This window comes from Aromatoleum sp. (assembly GCF_036675785.1).
GTDB lineage: Bacteria > Pseudomonadota > Gammaproteobacteria > Burkholderiales > Rhodocyclaceae > Aromatoleum.
In genome coordinates, this window is sequence record NZ_JAKFEF010000067.1 from 46,158 (window position 1) to 62,238 (window position 16,081).

The following is a 16,081-nucleotide window of genomic DNA, read 5'->3' on the forward strand; positions in this document are numbered from 1 at the left end:
CTTCCTTATCCTTCGAGTTTGAAAACGATGGGCACGACGACCCAGGCATCGACGCTGCGGCCGTCCTGTTTCGCCGGCACGAAGCGCCAGCGGGCGACCGCATTTTCCGCGGCGGTATCGAGCCGGGTCGAGCCCGAACTGGTGGAAACGCTTATTTTGCCCGGTGCGCCGTCGGCGGTCACGAACACGCGCAACAGCACCTTGCCTTCCTCGCGCATCCTGCGCGCGAGCGGCGGGTAGGCGGGGGTGGGGTTGTTGAGGTAGGCCGCGTCGAAGCGCGCCGGGACCGTTTCGGCGACGCTCGGAGGGGCTTCGGCCTGACGAGGCGCGGCGGCGACCGGCGCGGCGGCCGGCGCGGGAGCGGCGACCGCGGGTTCGACGGGCGGTGGCGGTTCTTCGTTGCGGATCGCGCTTGCCGCTTCGGTCACCGGCGCGGGCGGCACCGGGGCTTTGACCGGTTTCGGCGGCGCGGGCGTCACGACGGGTTTCGGCGGAGGCGGCTGTTTGCGGATTTCGGGTTTCGGCGGCGTCGGCAGTGCGGGCGGCGGCGCAGGCGTCGGGATGACGACCGGCGGTTCGATCAGCGCCACCGAGATCGGCGGTGGCGGCGTGACCGGCTCGGCGCGGAATTGCGAGAAGCCGATCGCCGCGGCCAGGTGCGCCGCGGCAACGAGCGCGAGGATCAGGCGCCGCTCGAGCGGGCGGGGCGCGCCCGCACGCGCTCGGCCGGAACGTGCCCTGTACACGTCCCCGAGCGCCCGCTGCGCGCCTTCGGGCTTCTCGCGGGCAGCGGCGAAGGTCAGCGGCGGGCGCTCGCCGGTATGGGAATCGGCGGGAAAGCGCGCCGCGGGGAGCGAGTGGGAGAGCGCCATTTCAATCTACTGCGAAAAGGGGGCGGCTTCGCACCGGAGAAAGCGAGGGAGGCATGCGCGGGCGGTCATCCGATCAACTGGTTGATCAAGGCCGCGGCGACGAGGAGGTACAGCGCGACGCGATGGGGCGCGAACGCGGGGACATGGGCGGCGAGCGGGCGGAAGCGGGGGGCCGGGGGCGTTCTGTTCATGTGCCAGTTCTCCGTCGGGTTTCGTCGCTGGCTCGTTCCGCGGGAGAACTGGCTGGCAGGGGTGGAGGAAAGCCGGCGTTCGCCGCCGGCGCGCGTCAGCTTCCGCCTTCCATCTGGGACTGCAGGTAATTCTGCAGCCCCACCTTGTCGAGAAGCTCGATCTGGGTTTCGAGGTAATCGATGTGCTCTTCGGTTTCTTCGAGGATGTCTTCGAAAATCTCCCGCGAAACGTAGTCCTTGCAGATCTCGCAGTACGCGATCGCTTCGAGCAGATCGGTGCGGCCGCCGAGTTCGAGGCCGAGGTCCGCCTGAAGGCATTCGGGAACGTCCTCGCCGATCATCAGCTTGTTGAGGTTCTGCAGGTTCGGCAGGCCCTCCAGGAACAGCACGCGCTCGATCAGCTTGTCGGCGTGCTTCATTTCCTCGATCGATTCCTTGTATTCGTGATGTCCGAGTCGCTCGAGGCCCCAGTTTTTGTACATCCGCGCATGCAGGAAATACTGGTTGATGGCGGTCAGCTCGGTGGTTAATTGCTTGTTGAGGAACTGAATGACTTTTACGTCGCCTTTCATACAGCCTCCGCGGCAAAGGAGAACGAGGGCGCAAGGCCGACTCCCGTCGGTCTCGCGGTCTCCGTCTGCTCCGCCAGCGCCGAACGCAGGCAGTCGCGCGCGCAGCACGCGCAGCGGCCACACTCTCCCGCCACCCCGAGCGTAGTGCGCAGGTCGCGCAGGGTCCTCGCCCCTTCGCTCACTGCCAGGCCGATGTGGCGTTCGGTGACCGCATTGCAAACGCAGACGTACATAGTCTAGCCCCGTTATTCCATTTGTCCGCCGGATTGCCGCGGCGTCATTTCGTCAGAATGAGTTTCCCTGCGCGCGTCGTGCGCAGGACGTAGTGCATGCCTTCGTGCGCAATCGTCACGCTCGCGCGCCCGAGAAGCAGCGACTCGCTTGCGATCGCCCCGTGCCCGTGTCCCGGCCGATCTCCGTGATTGCCAGTCCCGGCGGCGGGGCGGGACTGCGACTGAAGCGACGAAGGCGGCCGTTCGTTTGTCATGGCTCGAATAAAACGAATAGGAACGATTCGCATTACAACATCGAGACGAAGTTCGGTCAAGCGTTTGCGCACGGTTTTCCAGCCGGGCACACCGACCAGGACATCCGTGGCGTGCCGATTGCCCCAAGGGCCGGCCCGCGGTGCCGCAACCCTCGCGTTTCCCGAGCGCTGCGGGCGCCGGCGGTTGGTGCTCGAGAAGGACTCCGCTTGCCGCGGTCATCCCGGTCCCGCAGATCGGCAACGACTGCGGGCGGCGGCGATCAGGGCAGCCGCAGCAGGATTTTCAGGTGGTCGTTGGCGGCAGCGGCCGGCAGGTAGCCGATGAGGTTCGGATCGGCCGCGAGGAGCGAGCGCAGTTGCTCGGCGTCGGCAACTTCCCGCGGCGGCAGCGCGCGGCCGGTGAACACCATCCGCGACCAGTGCGCGCGGATCTGGCTCGGATTCTTGCCGGTCAGGCCGGCGTAGAAGCGGTCGCGCGTCGCCCCGGGCGGGAGGTCCGCGAGCGAAACCGGAGTGCCGCCGAGAAGCGTTGAAGCACGACCGAGATAAAGCTGCTCGGCCTGCTCTTTCGATAGCGCGGGGATCGCGCTGCCCTCGCCGGCGACGACGACGATCGGCGTTTCCGCTTGCGCGCAGGCCCCCGCCGCCGACAGGGATAGCGGCAGCGCGAGCAGGATTGCGAGGAAAAGGGGGGGCACGGGGCGCGGACTCAGAACGTCAGATCGAGCGACAGGCTGAACGTGTTCATACGCTTCCCGGCGATTGCGGCCCCGCCCCGCATGGCGCGCGGAAAATACGAGCCCCACGAATCGTCGTCGAGGCGGGCGTGGGTGACTTCCGCCTTCATCGCCGCGAAACTCGTGACGTCCCAGCGCGTGCCGAGCGTGAAGCTGCGTTGGGCGTTGTTGCGCGAGGTCAGGAACGCGTCCCAGGCCGGCTGCAGTCCGCGCGGCACCGCGGCTTCGGCGATCTGCTCGTCGAGGCGCTGGCGCGCAACCACGGCGTAGGGCGTGACCGGGCCGAAGCGCCGCCCGACGCTCACGTACCAGCCGCTCGAACTGGTCGCGTACCGGTTGACGCGGCGACGCGCGTATTCGCTAACGACCTGCCAGGCGCCGTCGTCCCATTGCACGCCGACGGAATCGAAGCTCGTCGTGCCGTCGGTGCCCGACAGGTCCGCGGCGACGCCGGGGAGCCCGGCACGGACTAGCGCGGCGATCACCGCCCTCGTCTGCGGATCGCCGCGCTCCATCGCGAAGCGGCCGTCCCCGTGCCCGAGATGCAGCGAGAAATCCCCGCGTGACAGCGCGACATTCATCCCCCAGGTCGCTTTCAGCCGTGCGCTGCCCATCGGGAACGGAACGCGGCCGCGGCCGAAATAGGGATGCAACTCGGCGTCGAGCGCGCCGAGCCGGGTGTGATAAACGAGATCGACGCCATCGAGGTCGTTGAACGGGTTGAGGCCGTAGACCTCGACCGGCGGCCGCACCCACGGGTTCGCGTAATTGACGTGCAGCGAGTCGGACAGCATGAAGAAGGGCACGCGCAGGCGCCCGAGCCGCATCGACAGCCCGGACGCGAGCGTTTGGCGGAAGAACGCGAGCGTGACGCGCGGATCGTAGGATTCCTCGCCGTCCTCCCGCACGAGCGCTTGCACCGTGATGTCGTTGTATGCGGAAAGGCGCAGGCTCGCCTGCAGCCCCAGAAGCGAGTCGGGACTGAAATCCGGGTCCGAGTCGCCGGGGTAATTCACGCCGTAGCGCGTGAACCAGACGTCGTCGCGGTCGGTCGTGACCGCGCCGAGCGTCGCGAATCCCGACACCTGCACGAGCGGCGCGTTCGCCTGCGCCGCAAACGTCGGCAGCGCGATCGCGAGCATCGCGAGCAGGACGAAGCGTCCGACCCGGCGCAGGAGGTCGATGCTCATGCGTGGGCTCCGGCGGGGGGGTGGGCAAAGAGCAGTCTTTCCACACCGGCGTCGTCGAGCGGCCGCGAATACAGGTAGCCCTGGCCGTAGTCGCAGCCCATCGCCTGAAGCAGCGCGGCCTGCTGCGGCGTCTCGATGCATTCGGCGACGACCCGCATGCCCAGATCGTGCGCAAGGGCGATGCTGCCGGCGACGATCGTGCGCAGCCGCCGGTCCTTGTCGAGCGAGCGGACGAAGGATCCGTCGAGCTTGACGACGTCGCACGGGATCGTGTGCAGGTAGCTCAGCGCCGAGTAACCGGTGCCGAAATCGTCGATCAGGACCGACATCCCGGCGTTGCGAAGACGCTCGAGAACGTGCTTCGCGGGGCCCTCGGGCTGCGCGAGCACGCTTTCGGTGACTTCGAAGCGCAGCATTTCGGCGGGCAGGCCGTGGCGCGCGATCTCGGCGATGATCTCGCCGGCGAGATCCGGACGGGAAAACTGCATCGCCGACAGATTGACGCCGACTCTCGGAACCTCCGCCCCGTTCGCCTGCTGTTGCCAGCGCACGATCCGTTCGCACGCGCGCGTGAGTACCAGCATGTCGAGGTCGTGAATCAGACCGAGAGTCTCGGCAAGGGGAATGAAGAGGTTCGGCGGGAGCAGGCCTTCGGTCGGATGCGGCCAGCGGACCAGCGCCTCGAAACTGCTGATCCGCCCGTCGGCGAGCGCGACGATCGGCTGGAAATGGACCGCGAGGCTGCCGTCGCGCAACGCCGCGCGCAGGTCGCTCTCGAGGCGAAGGCTCTGCAGCGCCTGGGCGTGCATCGAGGCATGGAACATCGAGACGCTGCTGTCGCCGCACGCCCGCGCGCGCTGGAGGGCGTTGTCGGCGTCGCGCAGCAGCGCTTCGGCGTCGTCGTCGTAGTCGTTGCTCAGCGCGATCCCGACGCGGCATTTCGGATACAGCCGCTGTCCCGCGACGTCGGTCGGCTGCGCCAGCCGTTCGCGAAGAAGGGCCGCGACGCGCAGGGAGTCGGCAGGATCCTGGATATCGTTCAGCAGCAGCGCGAACTGGTCGCCGCCGACCCGCGCGACGATGTCGCCTTCGCGCAGCGTCTCGAGGAGCGCGGCCGCGATGCGGCGCAACAGTTCGTCGCCCGCGGCATGACCGAAGCTGTCGTTGACCAGCCGGAAGCGTTCGAGATTGATGCCGAGCACCGCGAACCCGTGGCGGTCCGCGCGGCGTTGCTGCCCGAGTGCGCTGCGCACGTGCTCGAGGAACAGCGCCCGGTTCGGCAGGCCGGTCAGCCGGTCGTGCAGCGCGTCGAACTGCAACTGGTTCTCCGCGAGCTTGTGCAGATGCACGTCACTGATCGATCCCGCCATCCGGAACGCGCGCCCGTCCGCGTTCCGCAGCGCGACCCCGCGCTTCATCACCCAGCGATAGGTGCCGTCCGCCTGGAGCGCACGGTATTCGAACTTGAACTGCGTGCTGTAGCCCTTCAGGTGTTCGACGATATTGTTGCGATAGGCCTGCATGTCGTCGGGGTGGATCGCGTCGAGGATCGTCTGCGGCGCGTGTTGCAGGTCGTCGAACGTGAAGCCGACGATCTCGCAGCAGCGCGGCGAGCAGTAGACGGTGCCTGCGCTGATGTCCCAGTCCCACAGGCCGTCGTTGGAACCCTGGATCGCGAGTTCGTAGCGCTGCTCGCTGGTCTTCAGCCGCGCGGCCGTGTCCTGGAGTTCGCCGATGCGGTCCTGCAGGTTCGCGGCCATGATGTTGAAACGGCGCGCGAGCCGGGCGAGTTCGTCGCTGCCGTTCTCGGGCAGCCGGTGATCGAGCCGCCCTTCGGCGATCGCCTGGCTGCCGGCCAGAAGGCGGCCGAGGTTGCGGGTCAGCAGGTAGCCGATGCCGGAAAGGAGCGCGAACGTGAGCAGGATTTCGATCAGCGCGATGAACGCGCCCTGTTCGGTGATGGCGCGCCGGGCTGCGGCGAGCGTCGAAACCGACACGCCGAACTGCAGGTAGCCGATCTCGTTGCGCTCGAGGAGCAGCGGTCGGCGGACGTGGAGGAGCCTGGGCTGGCCGGTGTTGTCGTCGCCGGCGACTCCCTCCGCGGGCAGCGTCGTCATCTCCTGCATGCCCGCCTGCACCAGCGTTCGCCCGTCGGGGGTGCCGATCCGGACGTAGACGAGCCCTTCATCGGATTCGGCCAGCAGCTCGCCGAGAATGTCCTGGAGTGCGTCGAGCTGGCCCTGTTCGCCGTACGCCGTCGCCATCGCGTGCAGCATCGTCGCGTTCTGGTCGGCGAGCGTGTTCAGGCTTGCCGACGTCGCATCGTTCATCAGCCGGACGCTGTTCGCGAGCAGCAGCGTCAACAGCAGCACCTGGACCACGGTGCTCGCGAGCAGCAGCCGGATCCGGATCGAGGTGTGCTGAAGCGGCAGGCCCACGTCTTGCCCGTGCCGCTCAGCGCCGCGCGAGGCGCCGCACCGCCGCGTCTGCGTCGATGCCGCCCTTGCCGGCGAAGGTTTCGACGTTTTCCACGATGCGGTCGGGATCGTACAGGTAGTTGACCATGATCCCCCAGGACTGGCCGAGGCCCTTGTCGGACACGTCGGCGAGCCAGTTGAGCCGCTCGACGCGCGCGCCGTTGCCGAGGTGGAACCGGGCGACCGGGTCGAGCGGCGCGTTGCCGCGCTTCGCCTCCAGCAGGTAGGCCGCCGCGACTTTCAGAAGCGGATCGCGCAGCGCGTTCGCGAGCGCGGCGTCGCCCGGCCACGCGGTCGTGCCGCCGAGCACGAGTTTGAGCTGCGCCGAATCCGGACCGTCGATCCCGGCCGCGGCGAGTCGCTTCCAGTCGGCGTCCGAAAAGGCGGCGAGCGCGGTCGTTGCGTTTTTCGCCGCCCAGCGCACGAGACCGGGAATCGGCGACAGCGTCGCGAAAGTCTTGATGCGCGGAAAATCGCGCTGCAAATCGTCGACGACGCGCTTGAGCAGGAAATTGCCGAACGACACGCCGCGCAGCCCCTCCTGGGTCGCGCTGATCGAGTAGAAAATGGCCGTCGTCGCGCGCGTGGCGTCGGCGACCGGAGCGTTCTCGTCGAGGAGCTTCTGCACGTTGTCGGCGAGATCCTCCATCAGCGCGACTTCGACGAAGATCAGCGGCTCGTCGGGCATCCGCGGGTGAAAGAACGCATAGCAGCGCCGGTCGGAGCCGAGCCGGTTCTTGAGGTCGCGCCACGAGCGGATCTCGTGCACCGCCTCGTACGCGACGATCTTCTCGAGCAGCGCCGCCGGCGAATTCCACGTGACGCGCGCGAGTTCGAGGAAGCCGACGTCGAACCACGCGGTCAGACGCGCTTCGAGTTCGCGGTCGAGCGACTTCAGGTCCTTGTGCTTCTCGAGGTAGCGCAGCAGGTCGACCCGCAGGTCGACGAGGAATTTCACGCCCTGGGGGATCGCGTTGAACTGCGTGAGGATGCGGATGCGCGACGAGCGCATCGCCGCGCGCAGCTGCGCTTCGGCATCCCACTGCCGATCCGTCCCGACCGCAGCCTGGTACGCGTCGTGGGCTTTCGCGACTTTCCGCGGGTCCGGTCCGAACTCGACCGCGATCATTCGCAGGAAGGCGATGCGCCCGGCGTCGTCGAGCGAGAGATAGGTTTCGGCGAGCCGCGCCGCGCGCAGCCGCGTCGACACTTCACCGCCGAGCCCTTCCGCACATTCCTTCAACTGACGGCGGATACGGGCGAGCACCTTCTCGGTCGGCTCGACGCTCTTCGCTTCCCCCGCGCCGGCGATCATCGCCCGAACCTTCGATAGGCTGCGGGATACCAGTCCGGATGCCATGCTGTCTCCTTCTTGCGGTCGACGGCTATGAGTATGTCATTAGCTCGACCTCGCTGAGAACGCAGGATACCGGGGCCGAAGGATTATTTCGACCCAAATTGGGGCTGCCCGTGAGTTATTTCCGCTTTGCGAGAAATGAGGCTCGGTCCCGGTACGGTCGCCCGCCCGGCGCGTCGCTCCTAGGCGGAGGCGGCGCGTCGTCCGGACGCCATCAGCAGGCCGACGCCGGCGAGGACCATCGGTACGCACAGCCATTGCGCGGTGGAGAGTCCGAGCGACAGCGTGCCGAAGATCCCGGGGTCGGGCGTGCGGAAGAACTCGGCCGTGAAACGCAGGACCCCGTAGCCGATCAGGAACACGGCCGAGACGGCCTTCAGCGGCCGCGGCTGCGCCGAATAGATCCACAGGATGACGAAGAGCAACAGGCCTTCGCCGGCGATCTGATAGAGCTGGGACGGGTGGCGGGGAAGGGCGTCGACCCACGGGTAGACCATCGCCCACGGCAGTTCGGGGTCGGCGGGGCGGCCCCACAGTTCGCCGTTGATGAAGTTGCCGAGCCGCCCCGCCGCGAGCCCGGTCGGCACCAGCGGCGCGATGAAATCGGTGACTTGCCAGAACCCCTTCCCGACGCGGCGCCCGTACAGCCACATCGCGGCGAGCACGCCGAGGAAGCCGCCATGAAAGCTCATCCCGCCTTTCCAGACCGCGAAAATCTCGAGCGGGTGGCCGAAGTAATACCCCGGCTGGAAAAACAGGACTTCGCCGAGGCGCCCGCCGACGACGACGCCGATCATGCCGTAGAACAGCAGGTCGTCGATCTGTTGCGCGTTCCAGCCGAGCTCGGGGCGCCGCCGCGCGTGGAGGCGGCCGAGCACGATGACCAGCACGAATGCGACGAGATACATCAGGCTGTACCAGCGCACGGCGAGCGGGCCGATGGAAATCGCGATGGGGTCGAACTGCGGGTGGATCAGCATGGGAGGCAGGCGGAACAGGGGAGGAATGGCGGCTCAGCGGCGAGCACGCCGGGCTCGGGGAAATCCCGTTCGCAAAGCGGAATCAGTCGAACTGCGAGCGGAATTTCTCGAATTCGCTGCGCAGCGACTCGACCTCGTCGCGCAGGCGCCGGACTTCGTCCTCAAGTTCGGTCGTCCGGCCGCGGCCGGACTGGCCGGCGGCGAGCGCTTCGCCCATCTGCGCGAACGCATCGCTGCCGCCGAGGAGATGCGCGTAGCGGGTTTCCTTCGTGCCGGGCGCCCGCGGCAGCGCGGCGGCCATCGGCGGGTATTTCTCGCCCAGATGTTCCAGCACCTTGTCGATCGCGGCGACGTCGTCGAAGCGGTGCATCCGCTCGCAGCGCTGGCGGATTTCGCCGGCGGTCTGGGCGCCGCGCAGCATCAGCGTCGCGAGCACCGCCTGCTCCGGGGGCGGCAGCGAATGGCGCAGGCGGACGAGGTGTTCGTACTTGGATACCCGCGCGCCCGCCTGGTCGCGGCGCGACACGAGCTTGCGTGCCATCAGGCGGTCGATCGCGTCCTGCACGTCGGCTTCGGGGAGGTTCATGACCGGGTCGCGGCCGGTGAGCTGATTCGCGCCGGTCACGATCGCGTTGATCGACAGGGGATAGTTGTCGGGTGTGACGAAGGCCTTTTCGATCAGCACGCCGAGGACGCGGATTTCGACAGGGTCGAGATCGTAGCCTTCGGCGTCGGAGGCGGTGTGGGTGTTCTCGGTCATCGCTTTACCAATACTCTTGAGGCGGGTGTCCCGCGGCGGGAGGCCAATGATAGCCGAGCAGCGTTTGGCTTCGGTTAGAATTCCCGGTGTGAACCGAAGTGGCGCGCGCCGGACGCCGCGCCCGCATCCGAGTCGAGGAAGCCATGCCCCAGTACCGTTCCCGTACCTCCACCGCCGGCCGCAACATGGCGGGCGCCCGCGCGCTGTGGCGCGCCACCGGCATGAAGGACGGCGATTTCGAGAAGCCGATCATCGCGATCGCGAACAGCTTCACCCAGTTCGTGCCCGGTCACGTCCACCTGAAGGACCTCGGCCAGCTCGTCGCGCGAGAGATCGAGGCTGCCGGCGGCGTCGCCAAGGAGTTCAACACGATCGCCGTCGACGACGGCATTGCGATGGGCCACGGCGGCATGCTGTACTCGCTGCCGTCGCGCGAGCTGATCGCCGACAGCGTCGAGTACATGGTCAATGCGCACACCGCCGATGCGCTGGTCTGCATTTCGAACTGCGACAAGATCACGCCGGGCATGCTGATGGCCGCGCTGCGGCTGAACATCCCGGCGATCTTCGTCTCCGGCGGCCCGATGGAGGCCGGCAAGGTCAAGTGGGAGGGGAAAGTGATCTCGCTCGACCTCGTCGATGCGATGGTCAAGGCTGCGGACAGCAGCTGCTCGGACGCCGAGGTCGACGCGATCGAGCGTTCCGCCTGTCCGACCTGCGGTTCGTGCTCGGGCATGTTCACCGCGAACTCGATGAACTGCCTGACCGAAGCGCTCGGCCTGTCGCTGCCGGGCAACGGCACGGTGCTCGCGACGCACGCCGACCGCGAGCAGCTGTTCCGTCGCGCTGGGCGCACCATCGTCGACATGGCGCGCCGCTATTACGAGAAGGACGACGCCTCGGTGCTGCCGCGCTCGGTCGTGACCTTCAAAGCTTTCGAGAACGCGATCAGCCTCGATGTCGCGATGGGCGGTTCGACGAACACCGTGCTCCATCTGCTTGCTGCCGCCCGTGAAGCGGAAGTGAACTTTACGATGGCCGACATCGACCGCATCTCGCGGAAGGTGCCGTGCCTGTGCAAGGTCGCGCCGGCGATCGCGGACGTGCATATCGAGGACGTGCATCGCGCCGGCGGCATCATGGCGATCCTCGGCGAACTCAACCGCGCCGGCCTGCTGCACGTCGAACTGCCGACCGTGCATAGCAAGACGATGGCCGAAGCGCTGTCGCGCTGGGACGTGATGCAGGCGCACGACAACGCGGTGTTCGACTTCTACAAGGCCGCCCCCGGCGGGGTGCCGACGCAGGTCGCGTTCTCGCAGGACCGGCGCTGGAAGGAGCTCGACATGGATCGCTCGCACGGCGTGGTCCGCGACCGCGCGAACGCCTTCACCGAGGACGGCGGCCTCGCGGTGCTCTACGGCAATATCGCCGAGAAGGGCTGCATCGTGAAGACGGCCGGTGTCGACGAGTCGATCTGGAAGTTCACCGGCCGCGCCCGCGTGTTCGAGAGCCAGGAAGCCGCGGTCGAGGGCATCCTCGGCGACCGGGTCGTCGCCGGCGACGTCGTCGTGATCCGCTACGAAGGGCCGAAGGGCGGTCCCGGCATGCAGGAGATGCTCTACCCGACGAGTTACCTCAAATCGAAAGGTCTCGGCAAGGAATGCGCGCTGCTCACCGATGGCCGTTTCTCGGGCGGCACGTCGGGGCTGTCGATCGGCCATGCGTCACCCGAAGCGGCCTGCGGGGGCGCGATCGCGCTCGTCGAAGATGGCGACGCGATCGAGATCGACATCCCGAATCGCCGCATCCACCTCGCGGTGTCCGACGACGTCCTCGCGCAACGGCGTGCGGCGATGGACGCGAAGGGCAGCAAGGCCTGGAAGCCGGCGAATCGTCAGCGCGTCGTTTCGGCGGCGTTGCAGGCCTACGCCGCGCTGACGACGAGCGCGGACACCGGCGCCGTGCGCGACGTGACGCAAGTTCAGCGCTGAACGCAAACCTCGCGCGGGTCGCCGGCTTTCAGCGCTCGCGCTTGAAGCCGGCGACCCGCCGTTTCCCGGTCTGTCCGCGCCCGAACCGGCGCGCCGGGCCGTTCCTTGACCGCCCAGGGTCGCCCCTCTACCATCCGCCGCATGGACGCAGAACTCAACAAGCTCGAACATCAGCTCGAACAACTGATCGGTCTTTATGAATCGGGCAAGGTCGAGGCGCGCGAATTGCGCACTCGCGTCGCCCGCCTCGAGGCCGACAATCGCGTACTCGCCGACAAGGTCAGGCTTGCGACCGAGAAGCTCGAAGCCCTGCTCGGGCAATTGCCGGAAGCCTGAGATGCAGAACGACACGCTCGATATCACGCTGCTCGGCAAGGCCTATAGCGTCGCCTGCCGGCCTGAAGACAAGGACGCGCTGCTCGCGGCGGTGGCCTATCTCGACGAGAAACTGAACAGTCTCGCGGTAAAAACCGGCTCGTCCGGCGAGAAGCTCGGGGTGATGACCGCGCTCAATATCGCGCACGAGTTTTTGCAGTTCCAGCGCTCCGGCGGGTTTGACATGCAGGCCGTGAAGCGTAGAATCGGTCTCGTCAATGCACGCCTCGATGGGGTGCTCGCGCAGCAGGAAAAGCTTTTTTAACAAGGGCTTGGCGCGAGTCGATGGTGCGTGAAGTTCAATCCCCCGCCTGGTCGTCGAAGTCGTAGATTCCTTGGACCAATGTCGAGAGACTTGGTCGCGGACCATGGATGCCGCTGGTGTGCACGCCCCTAGCCGGGTGAGCCTGACGCGGAAGGAAAGCGACCTCCCTGAACCCCAGGTTCAGGATGCCGGCAGAGACGGCACAGGTGGGGGACCAATCATGAGGCGCGGATTCCGATCCGCGCCTCATTTGTTTTTGTGGTCGTGAAGCGGAAGCCGGTGCGGCGAGCGTCGAGTGCCGCAACGAGCCGGGAGCTGCAACGCGGTTTCAACTCGGCGCATCGCCTGCGCAGGCCGAACGGGCGGAGGCGGATGGAGGGTAGTAGCGCAGGCAACCGAACGCCCTGTTTTCCTCCCGTCCCCCTGAGGCCTGCAACACTGCGCACTGCGCCGCGCAGGCAGCTTCCCGACCGAAGAATCCTTGTTCGAAGCGAGGCGGGAGAAATGCATTTCGATGTCTGGTGGCTGAGCTACCCGGCGCTGGGAGCGGTCGTCGGCTTTTTCGCCGGACTGCTCGGCGTCGGCGGCGGCGGCATCATGGTGCCGGTCCTGACGAGCCTTTTCATCGCGCAGGGCTTTCCGGCGAACGCGGTCGTGCATCTGGCGCTCGGCACCTCGATGGCGGCGATCGTGGTGACCTCGATGTCGAGTCTGCGGGCGCATCACAACCACGGCGCGGTGCGCTGGGAGATTGTCCGCTTCATCACTCCCGGCATCCTGCTCGGCACTTTCGGCGCGACCTTCATCGCTTCACGCGTGGCGTCCGCGCCGCTCGCGATCTTCTTCGTCTGCTTCATGGGCTACGTGTCGCTGCAAATGCTCGTGAACGTGAAGCCGAAGCCGTCGCGCGAACTGCCCGGGCCGCTCGGCATGGGAGCAGTCGGCGTCGGCATCGGCGGCGTGTCGGCGCTCGTCGCGATCGGCGGCGGCTCGCTGTCGGTGCCGTTCATGACGTGGTGCAACATCAAGGTACATAACGCGATCGGCACCTCGGCGGCGATCGGGCTGCCGATCGCGCTCGCGGGCACGCTCGGCTATCTCGTGAACGGCTGGAGCGCGGCCGGGACGCCGGAATACAGCCTCGGCTTCGTTTATCTGCCCGCGCTGGTGCTTGTTAGCGCGGTGAGCATGTTCACCGCGCCGCTCGGCGCGAAACTCGCGCACCGCTTGCCGGTCGCAACGCTGAAGAAGATCTTCGCCGGCGTGCTGATGCTGCTGAGTGCGAAGATGCTGCATTCGATCTTTTACTGATCCGCGCGGCTCCGGCCGGCGCGCCCGGTCGAGCCGGACTCGCCGTCCCCTGCCGCTTTCGCGCCGCTGGCGCCACGCGCAGGAGGACGGGACATGCAGCGAGCGCATTCGGACGAGTCGATCACCGCCGGCGAGCCCGCGACGTTGGGGGCGTGGCGCGCCGGGTACCGCAGGGTCCGCGCCGACAGCGAAGCGCTGTGCGCCCCGCTCGCGGTCGAGGACTACGTGATCCAGACGACGGCCGAGGCGAGTCCGGCGAAATGGCACCTCGCGCATGTCAGTTGGTTCTTCGAGACCTTCATCCTGCGCGCGTTCCTCCCCGGCTACCGCGAGTTCGATACGTCCTTCCGCGTCCTCTTCAACTCCTATTACGAGCAGGTCGGCGCATTTCATCCGCGTGACGCGCGCGGTTTCCTGTCACGGCCGACGGTCGACGAGGTGTTCCGCTACCGTGCCCACGTCGACCGGCACATCGAGGCCTTGCTCGACGGCGCGGGCGAGCGGCCGTGGGCGCAGATCCTCGAGCGGCTCGGGATCGGGCTCAATCACGAGCAGCAGCACCAGGAACTGCTGCTGACCGACATCAAGCGCAACTTCAGCGTCAATCCGCTGCGTCCGGCTTACCGCCCCGATCTGCCGGAGCGGCCGGCCGCTTCGGTTGCGCCGCTCGAGTGGCTCGATTTCGACGGCGGTCTCGTCGAAAACGGCAAGGCCGGCGGCGGCTTCGCGTACGACAACGAGCGGCCGCGGCATCGCGTCTGGCTCGAACCGTTCCGCCTCGCATCGCGCCCGGTCACGAACGGCGAGTTTCTCGCGTTCATCGACGCCGGCGGATATTCGAACCCGGCGCTCTGGCTCTCGGATGGCTGGGCGCGGGTTCGGCAGTCGGCGTGGTACGCCCCGCTGTACTGGGAGCGGCTCGACGGCGACTGGTGGCGTTTCACGCTCGGCGGCATGCGCCGGGTGGATCGCGGCGAGCCGGTTTGCCACGTCAGTCATTACGAGGCCGATGCGTTCGCGACGTGGTCGGGGCGGCGGCTGCCGACGGAGGCTGAATGGGAGCACGCCGCCGCGGACCGGCCGATCGACGGCAATCTGCGCGATCGCGGCTATCTCGAGCCGGCCGCCGCCGCGGGGCCCGGCGAAGGGCTGCGCCAGCTCTACGGCGACGTGTGGGAGCACACCGCTTCGGCCTATCTTCCGTACCCGGGCTTTCGCACCGCCGACGGCGCGCTCGGCGAATACAACGGCAAGTTCATGTCCGGCCAGATGGTGCTGCGCGGCGGCTCGTGCGTAACGCCCGCCGACCACATCCGGCCGAGCTACCGCAATTTCTTCTACCCTCACGAGCGCTGGCAGTTCCAGGGCCTGCGCCTGGCCGCCGACGCGGATTGAAGAAGCCGGGCGTCGTGGGCCTGCGGGTGCCCGACGCAGGAACCGTGCGGCAAGCAGGAGCGCCTCAGGTACGAATGAATCATGCCGGGGGGGCGCGAGTCGAGCCCGCGCAGGACCGGCCTTTTGCGGGGATCGGCGCACGAATACCGCGCCGATCATTCGCGGAAGGGGCCGGCGGACGATGCGCGTCTTCAGCCGTCCCCGCCCTCGAACCCTGCGATCAAGGTCCGCAGGTTGTGCCGCATCATCGCGATATAGGTCGACGCGGGGCCGTTGGGGCCGGACAGTGCGTCGGAGTAAAGCGTGCCGCCGGGGCGGGCGCCGCTTTCCTTGCGGATCCGTTCGACGAGTCGCGGATCGCTGATGCTTTCGACGAATACCACCGGCACCTTCTCGCGGCGCAATTGCCGGATCAGCTGCGCGATCCCCGACGCGGACGGCTCGGCCTGATTGCTGACGCCGACCGCGGCGAGAAAGCGGATGTCGTACGCGTGGCCGAAATAGCCGAAGGCGTCGTGCGAACTGACGACCTTGCGGCGCTCGCGCGGGATCGCGGCGAACGTGTGGCGGATGGTCTCGTCGAGCGTGGCGAGTTCGGCGCTGTAGCGCGCCGCATTCTCCCGGTACGCGTTCGCTCCCGCGGGGTCGGCTTCGGCGAGAGCGTCGGCGATGTTGCCGACGTAGCGCACGACGTTGCGGACGTCCTGCCATGCGTGCGGATCGACCGCGGGCTCGGCATGTTCGTGTGCGTGCCCGGACGTCTCGGCGTTCGCCAGCGGTTCGATCCCGGTGCTCGCGACGAGCAATCGACCCTTGTACCCCGCCGATTTGGCGAGCCGTTCGACCCAACTGTCGAAACCCAGTCCGTTCGCGACGACCAGCTTCGCGGCGCCGAGCCGTCGTGCATCCGACGGGCGGGGCTGGTAATTGTGCGCGTCGGCGTCGGGGCCGACGAGCGTCGTGACCGCGATGCGCTCGCCGCCGACTTCGCTCACCAGGTCGCCGAGGATGCTGAAGCTCGCGACGACTTCGAGCGGGGCGGCGCGCGACGCGCCGGCGGCGAAGGCGGAAACGAGTGCGAAGGCCGCGAGGAGGGCGCGTCTGACGGACATGGAGGA

Annotated in this window: 17 protein-coding genes; 5 read left to right on the forward strand and 12 right to left on the reverse strand. The window is 67.6% G+C overall.

The window, feature by feature from the left end; translation table 11 throughout:
* Nucleotides 1–5: 5 nt before the first annotated feature.
* The 11 genes from V6M37_RS14220 to V6M37_RS14270 all read right to left on the reverse strand — a co-directional run bounded on the left by V6M37_RS14220 (nt 6) and on the right by V6M37_RS14270 (nt 9,623).
* On the reverse strand, nt 6–872 hold the full coding sequence (locus tag V6M37_RS14220; protein WP_332674372.1) for an energy transducer TonB: 867 nt from the start codon (nt 870–872) through the stop codon (nt 6–8).
* A 65-nt stretch (nt 873–937) separates the two neighbouring features.
* A complete protein-coding gene (locus V6M37_RS14225; RefSeq protein WP_332674373.1) occupies nt 938–1,063 on the reverse strand; it encodes a hypothetical protein in 126 nt (41 codons plus the stop codon).
* Nucleotides 1,064–1,158: 95 nt separating this feature from the next.
* Nucleotides 1,159–1,635, reverse strand: a complete 477-nt coding sequence (gene bfr, locus V6M37_RS14230) for a bacterioferritin (protein WP_332674374.1) — start codon at nt 1,633–1,635, stop codon at nt 1,159–1,161.
* On the reverse strand, nt 1,632–1,868 hold the full coding sequence (locus V6M37_RS14235) for a (2Fe-2S)-binding protein (RefSeq protein WP_332674375.1): 237 nt from the start codon (nt 1,866–1,868) through the stop codon (nt 1,632–1,634). The genes bfr and V6M37_RS14235 overlap by 4 nt, the downstream gene beginning before the upstream one ends.
* A gap of 44 nt (nt 1,869–1,912) precedes the next feature.
* The gene (locus tag V6M37_RS14240) at nt 1,913–2,155 is read right to left on the reverse strand and encodes a hemin uptake protein HemP (RefSeq protein WP_332674432.1); all 243 of its coding nucleotides are present in this window, start codon (nt 2,153–2,155) and stop codon (nt 1,913–1,915) included.
* Nucleotides 2,156–2,382: 227 nt separating this feature from the next.
* Entirely contained in the window at nt 2,383–2,820 is a 438-nt protein-coding gene (locus V6M37_RS14245) for a hypothetical protein (protein WP_332674378.1), read from the reverse strand.
* 11 nt (nt 2,821–2,831) lie between these two features.
* A complete protein-coding gene (locus V6M37_RS14250; protein ID WP_332674381.1) occupies nt 2,832–4,049 on the reverse strand; it encodes a hypothetical protein in 1,218 nt (405 codons plus the stop codon).
* Nucleotides 4,046–6,487 carry an EAL domain-containing protein gene (locus V6M37_RS14255; protein WP_332674382.1) on the reverse strand — a complete coding sequence of 814 codons (2,442 nt, stop codon included), beginning with the start codon at nt 6,485–6,487 and terminating at the stop codon, nt 4,046–4,048. Before V6M37_RS14255 ends, V6M37_RS14250 begins: the two co-directional genes overlap by 4 nt.
* A gap of 16 nt (nt 6,488–6,503) precedes the next feature.
* Nucleotides 6,504–7,886, reverse strand: a complete 1,383-nt coding sequence (locus V6M37_RS14260; protein ID WP_332674383.1) for a malonyl-CoA decarboxylase — start codon at nt 7,884–7,886, stop codon at nt 6,504–6,506.
* Between the two features lie 179 nt (nt 7,887–8,065).
* Nucleotides 8,066–8,863 (reverse strand): prolipoprotein diacylglyceryl transferase, encoded by a 798-nt coding sequence (gene lgt, locus V6M37_RS14265; protein ID WP_332674384.1) that lies wholly within the window; start codon nt 8,861–8,863, stop codon nt 8,066–8,068.
* A gap of 82 nt (nt 8,864–8,945) precedes the next feature.
* Nucleotides 8,946–9,623 (reverse strand): YceH family protein, encoded by a 678-nt coding sequence (locus V6M37_RS14270; RefSeq protein ID WP_332674387.1) that lies wholly within the window; start codon nt 9,621–9,623, stop codon nt 8,946–8,948.
* Between the two features lie 143 nt (nt 9,624–9,766).
* Between V6M37_RS14270 and ilvD the strand changes: the two genes are divergently transcribed.
* The 5 genes from ilvD to egtB all read left to right on the forward strand — a co-directional run bounded on the left by ilvD (nt 9,767) and on the right by egtB (nt 14,963).
* Nucleotides 9,767–11,617, forward strand: a complete 1,851-nt coding sequence (gene ilvD, locus V6M37_RS14275; RefSeq protein WP_332674389.1) for a dihydroxy-acid dehydratase — start codon at nt 9,767–9,769, stop codon at nt 11,615–11,617.
* A gap of 141 nt (nt 11,618–11,758) precedes the next feature.
* Complete coding sequence (locus tag V6M37_RS14280; RefSeq protein ID WP_332674392.1) at nt 11,759–11,953, forward strand: hypothetical protein; 195 nt, start codon at nt 11,759–11,761, stop codon at nt 11,951–11,953.
* Between the two features lies 1 nt (nt 11,954).
* The gene (locus tag V6M37_RS14285) at nt 11,955–12,257 is read left to right on the forward strand and encodes a cell division protein ZapA (protein ID WP_332674394.1); all 303 of its coding nucleotides are present in this window, start codon (nt 11,955–11,957) and stop codon (nt 12,255–12,257) included.
* A gap of 504 nt (nt 12,258–12,761) precedes the next feature.
* The gene (locus tag V6M37_RS14290) at nt 12,762–13,568 is read left to right on the forward strand and encodes a sulfite exporter TauE/SafE family protein (RefSeq protein WP_332674396.1); all 807 of its coding nucleotides are present in this window, start codon (nt 12,762–12,764) and stop codon (nt 13,566–13,568) included.
* Between the two features lie 93 nt (nt 13,569–13,661).
* Entirely contained in the window at nt 13,662–14,963 is a 1,302-nt protein-coding gene (gene egtB, locus V6M37_RS14295) for an ergothioneine biosynthesis protein EgtB (RefSeq protein WP_332674398.1), read from the forward strand.
* 191 nt (nt 14,964–15,154) lie between these two features.
* On the opposite strand, the gene V6M37_RS14300 is transcribed toward egtB, so the two are convergent.
* The gene (locus tag V6M37_RS14300; protein ID WP_332674401.1) at nt 15,155–16,075 is read right to left on the reverse strand and encodes a metal ABC transporter substrate-binding protein; all 921 of its coding nucleotides are present in this window, start codon (nt 16,073–16,075) and stop codon (nt 15,155–15,157) included.
* Nucleotides 16,076–16,081: the final 6 nt, after the last annotated feature.

Excerpts from the sequence above, each read along its gene's own strand:
- V6M37_RS14220 (WP_332674372.1), bottom strand. The coding sequence starts at position 872 with ATGGCGCTCTCCCACTCGCTCCCCGCGGCGCGCTTTCCCGCCGATTCC.
- V6M37_RS14225 (WP_332674373.1), bottom strand. The coding sequence starts at position 1,063 with ATGAACAGAACGCCCCCGGCCCCCCGCTTCCGCCCGCTCGCCGCCCAT.
- bfr (WP_332674374.1), bottom strand. The coding sequence starts at position 1,635 with ATGAAAGGCGACGTAAAAGTCATTCAGTTCCTCAACAAGCAATTAACC.
- V6M37_RS14235 (WP_332674375.1), bottom strand. The coding sequence starts at position 1,868 with ATGTACGTCTGCGTTTGCAATGCGGTCACCGAACGCCACATCGGCCTG.
- V6M37_RS14240 (WP_332674432.1), bottom strand. The coding sequence starts at position 2,155 with ATGCGAATCGTTCCTATTCGTTTTATTCGAGCCATGACAAACGAACGG.
- V6M37_RS14250 (WP_332674381.1), bottom strand. The coding sequence starts at position 4,049 with ATGAGCATCGACCTCCTGCGCCGGGTCGGACGCTTCGTCCTGCTCGCG.
- V6M37_RS14260 (WP_332674383.1), bottom strand. The coding sequence starts at position 7,886 with ATGGCATCCGGACTGGTATCCCGCAGCCTATCGAAGGTTCGGGCGATG.
- lgt (WP_332674384.1), bottom strand. The coding sequence starts at position 8,863 with ATGCTGATCCACCCGCAGTTCGACCCCATCGCGATTTCCATCGGCCCG.
- V6M37_RS14270 (WP_332674387.1), bottom strand. The coding sequence starts at position 9,623 with ATGACCGAGAACACCCACACCGCCTCCGACGCCGAAGGCTACGATCTC.
- ilvD (WP_332674389.1), top strand. The coding sequence starts at position 9,767 with ATGCCCCAGTACCGTTCCCGTACCTCCACCGCCGGCCGCAACATGGCG.
- V6M37_RS14280 (WP_332674392.1), top strand. The coding sequence starts at position 11,759 with ATGGACGCAGAACTCAACAAGCTCGAACATCAGCTCGAACAACTGATC.
- V6M37_RS14285 (WP_332674394.1), top strand. The coding sequence starts at position 11,955 with ATGCAGAACGACACGCTCGATATCACGCTGCTCGGCAAGGCCTATAGC.
- V6M37_RS14290 (WP_332674396.1), top strand. The coding sequence starts at position 12,762 with ATGCATTTCGATGTCTGGTGGCTGAGCTACCCGGCGCTGGGAGCGGTC.
- egtB (WP_332674398.1), top strand. The coding sequence starts at position 13,662 with ATGCAGCGAGCGCATTCGGACGAGTCGATCACCGCCGGCGAGCCCGCG.
- V6M37_RS14300 (WP_332674401.1), bottom strand. The coding sequence starts at position 16,075 with ATGTCCGTCAGACGCGCCCTCCTCGCGGCCTTCGCACTCGTTTCCGCC.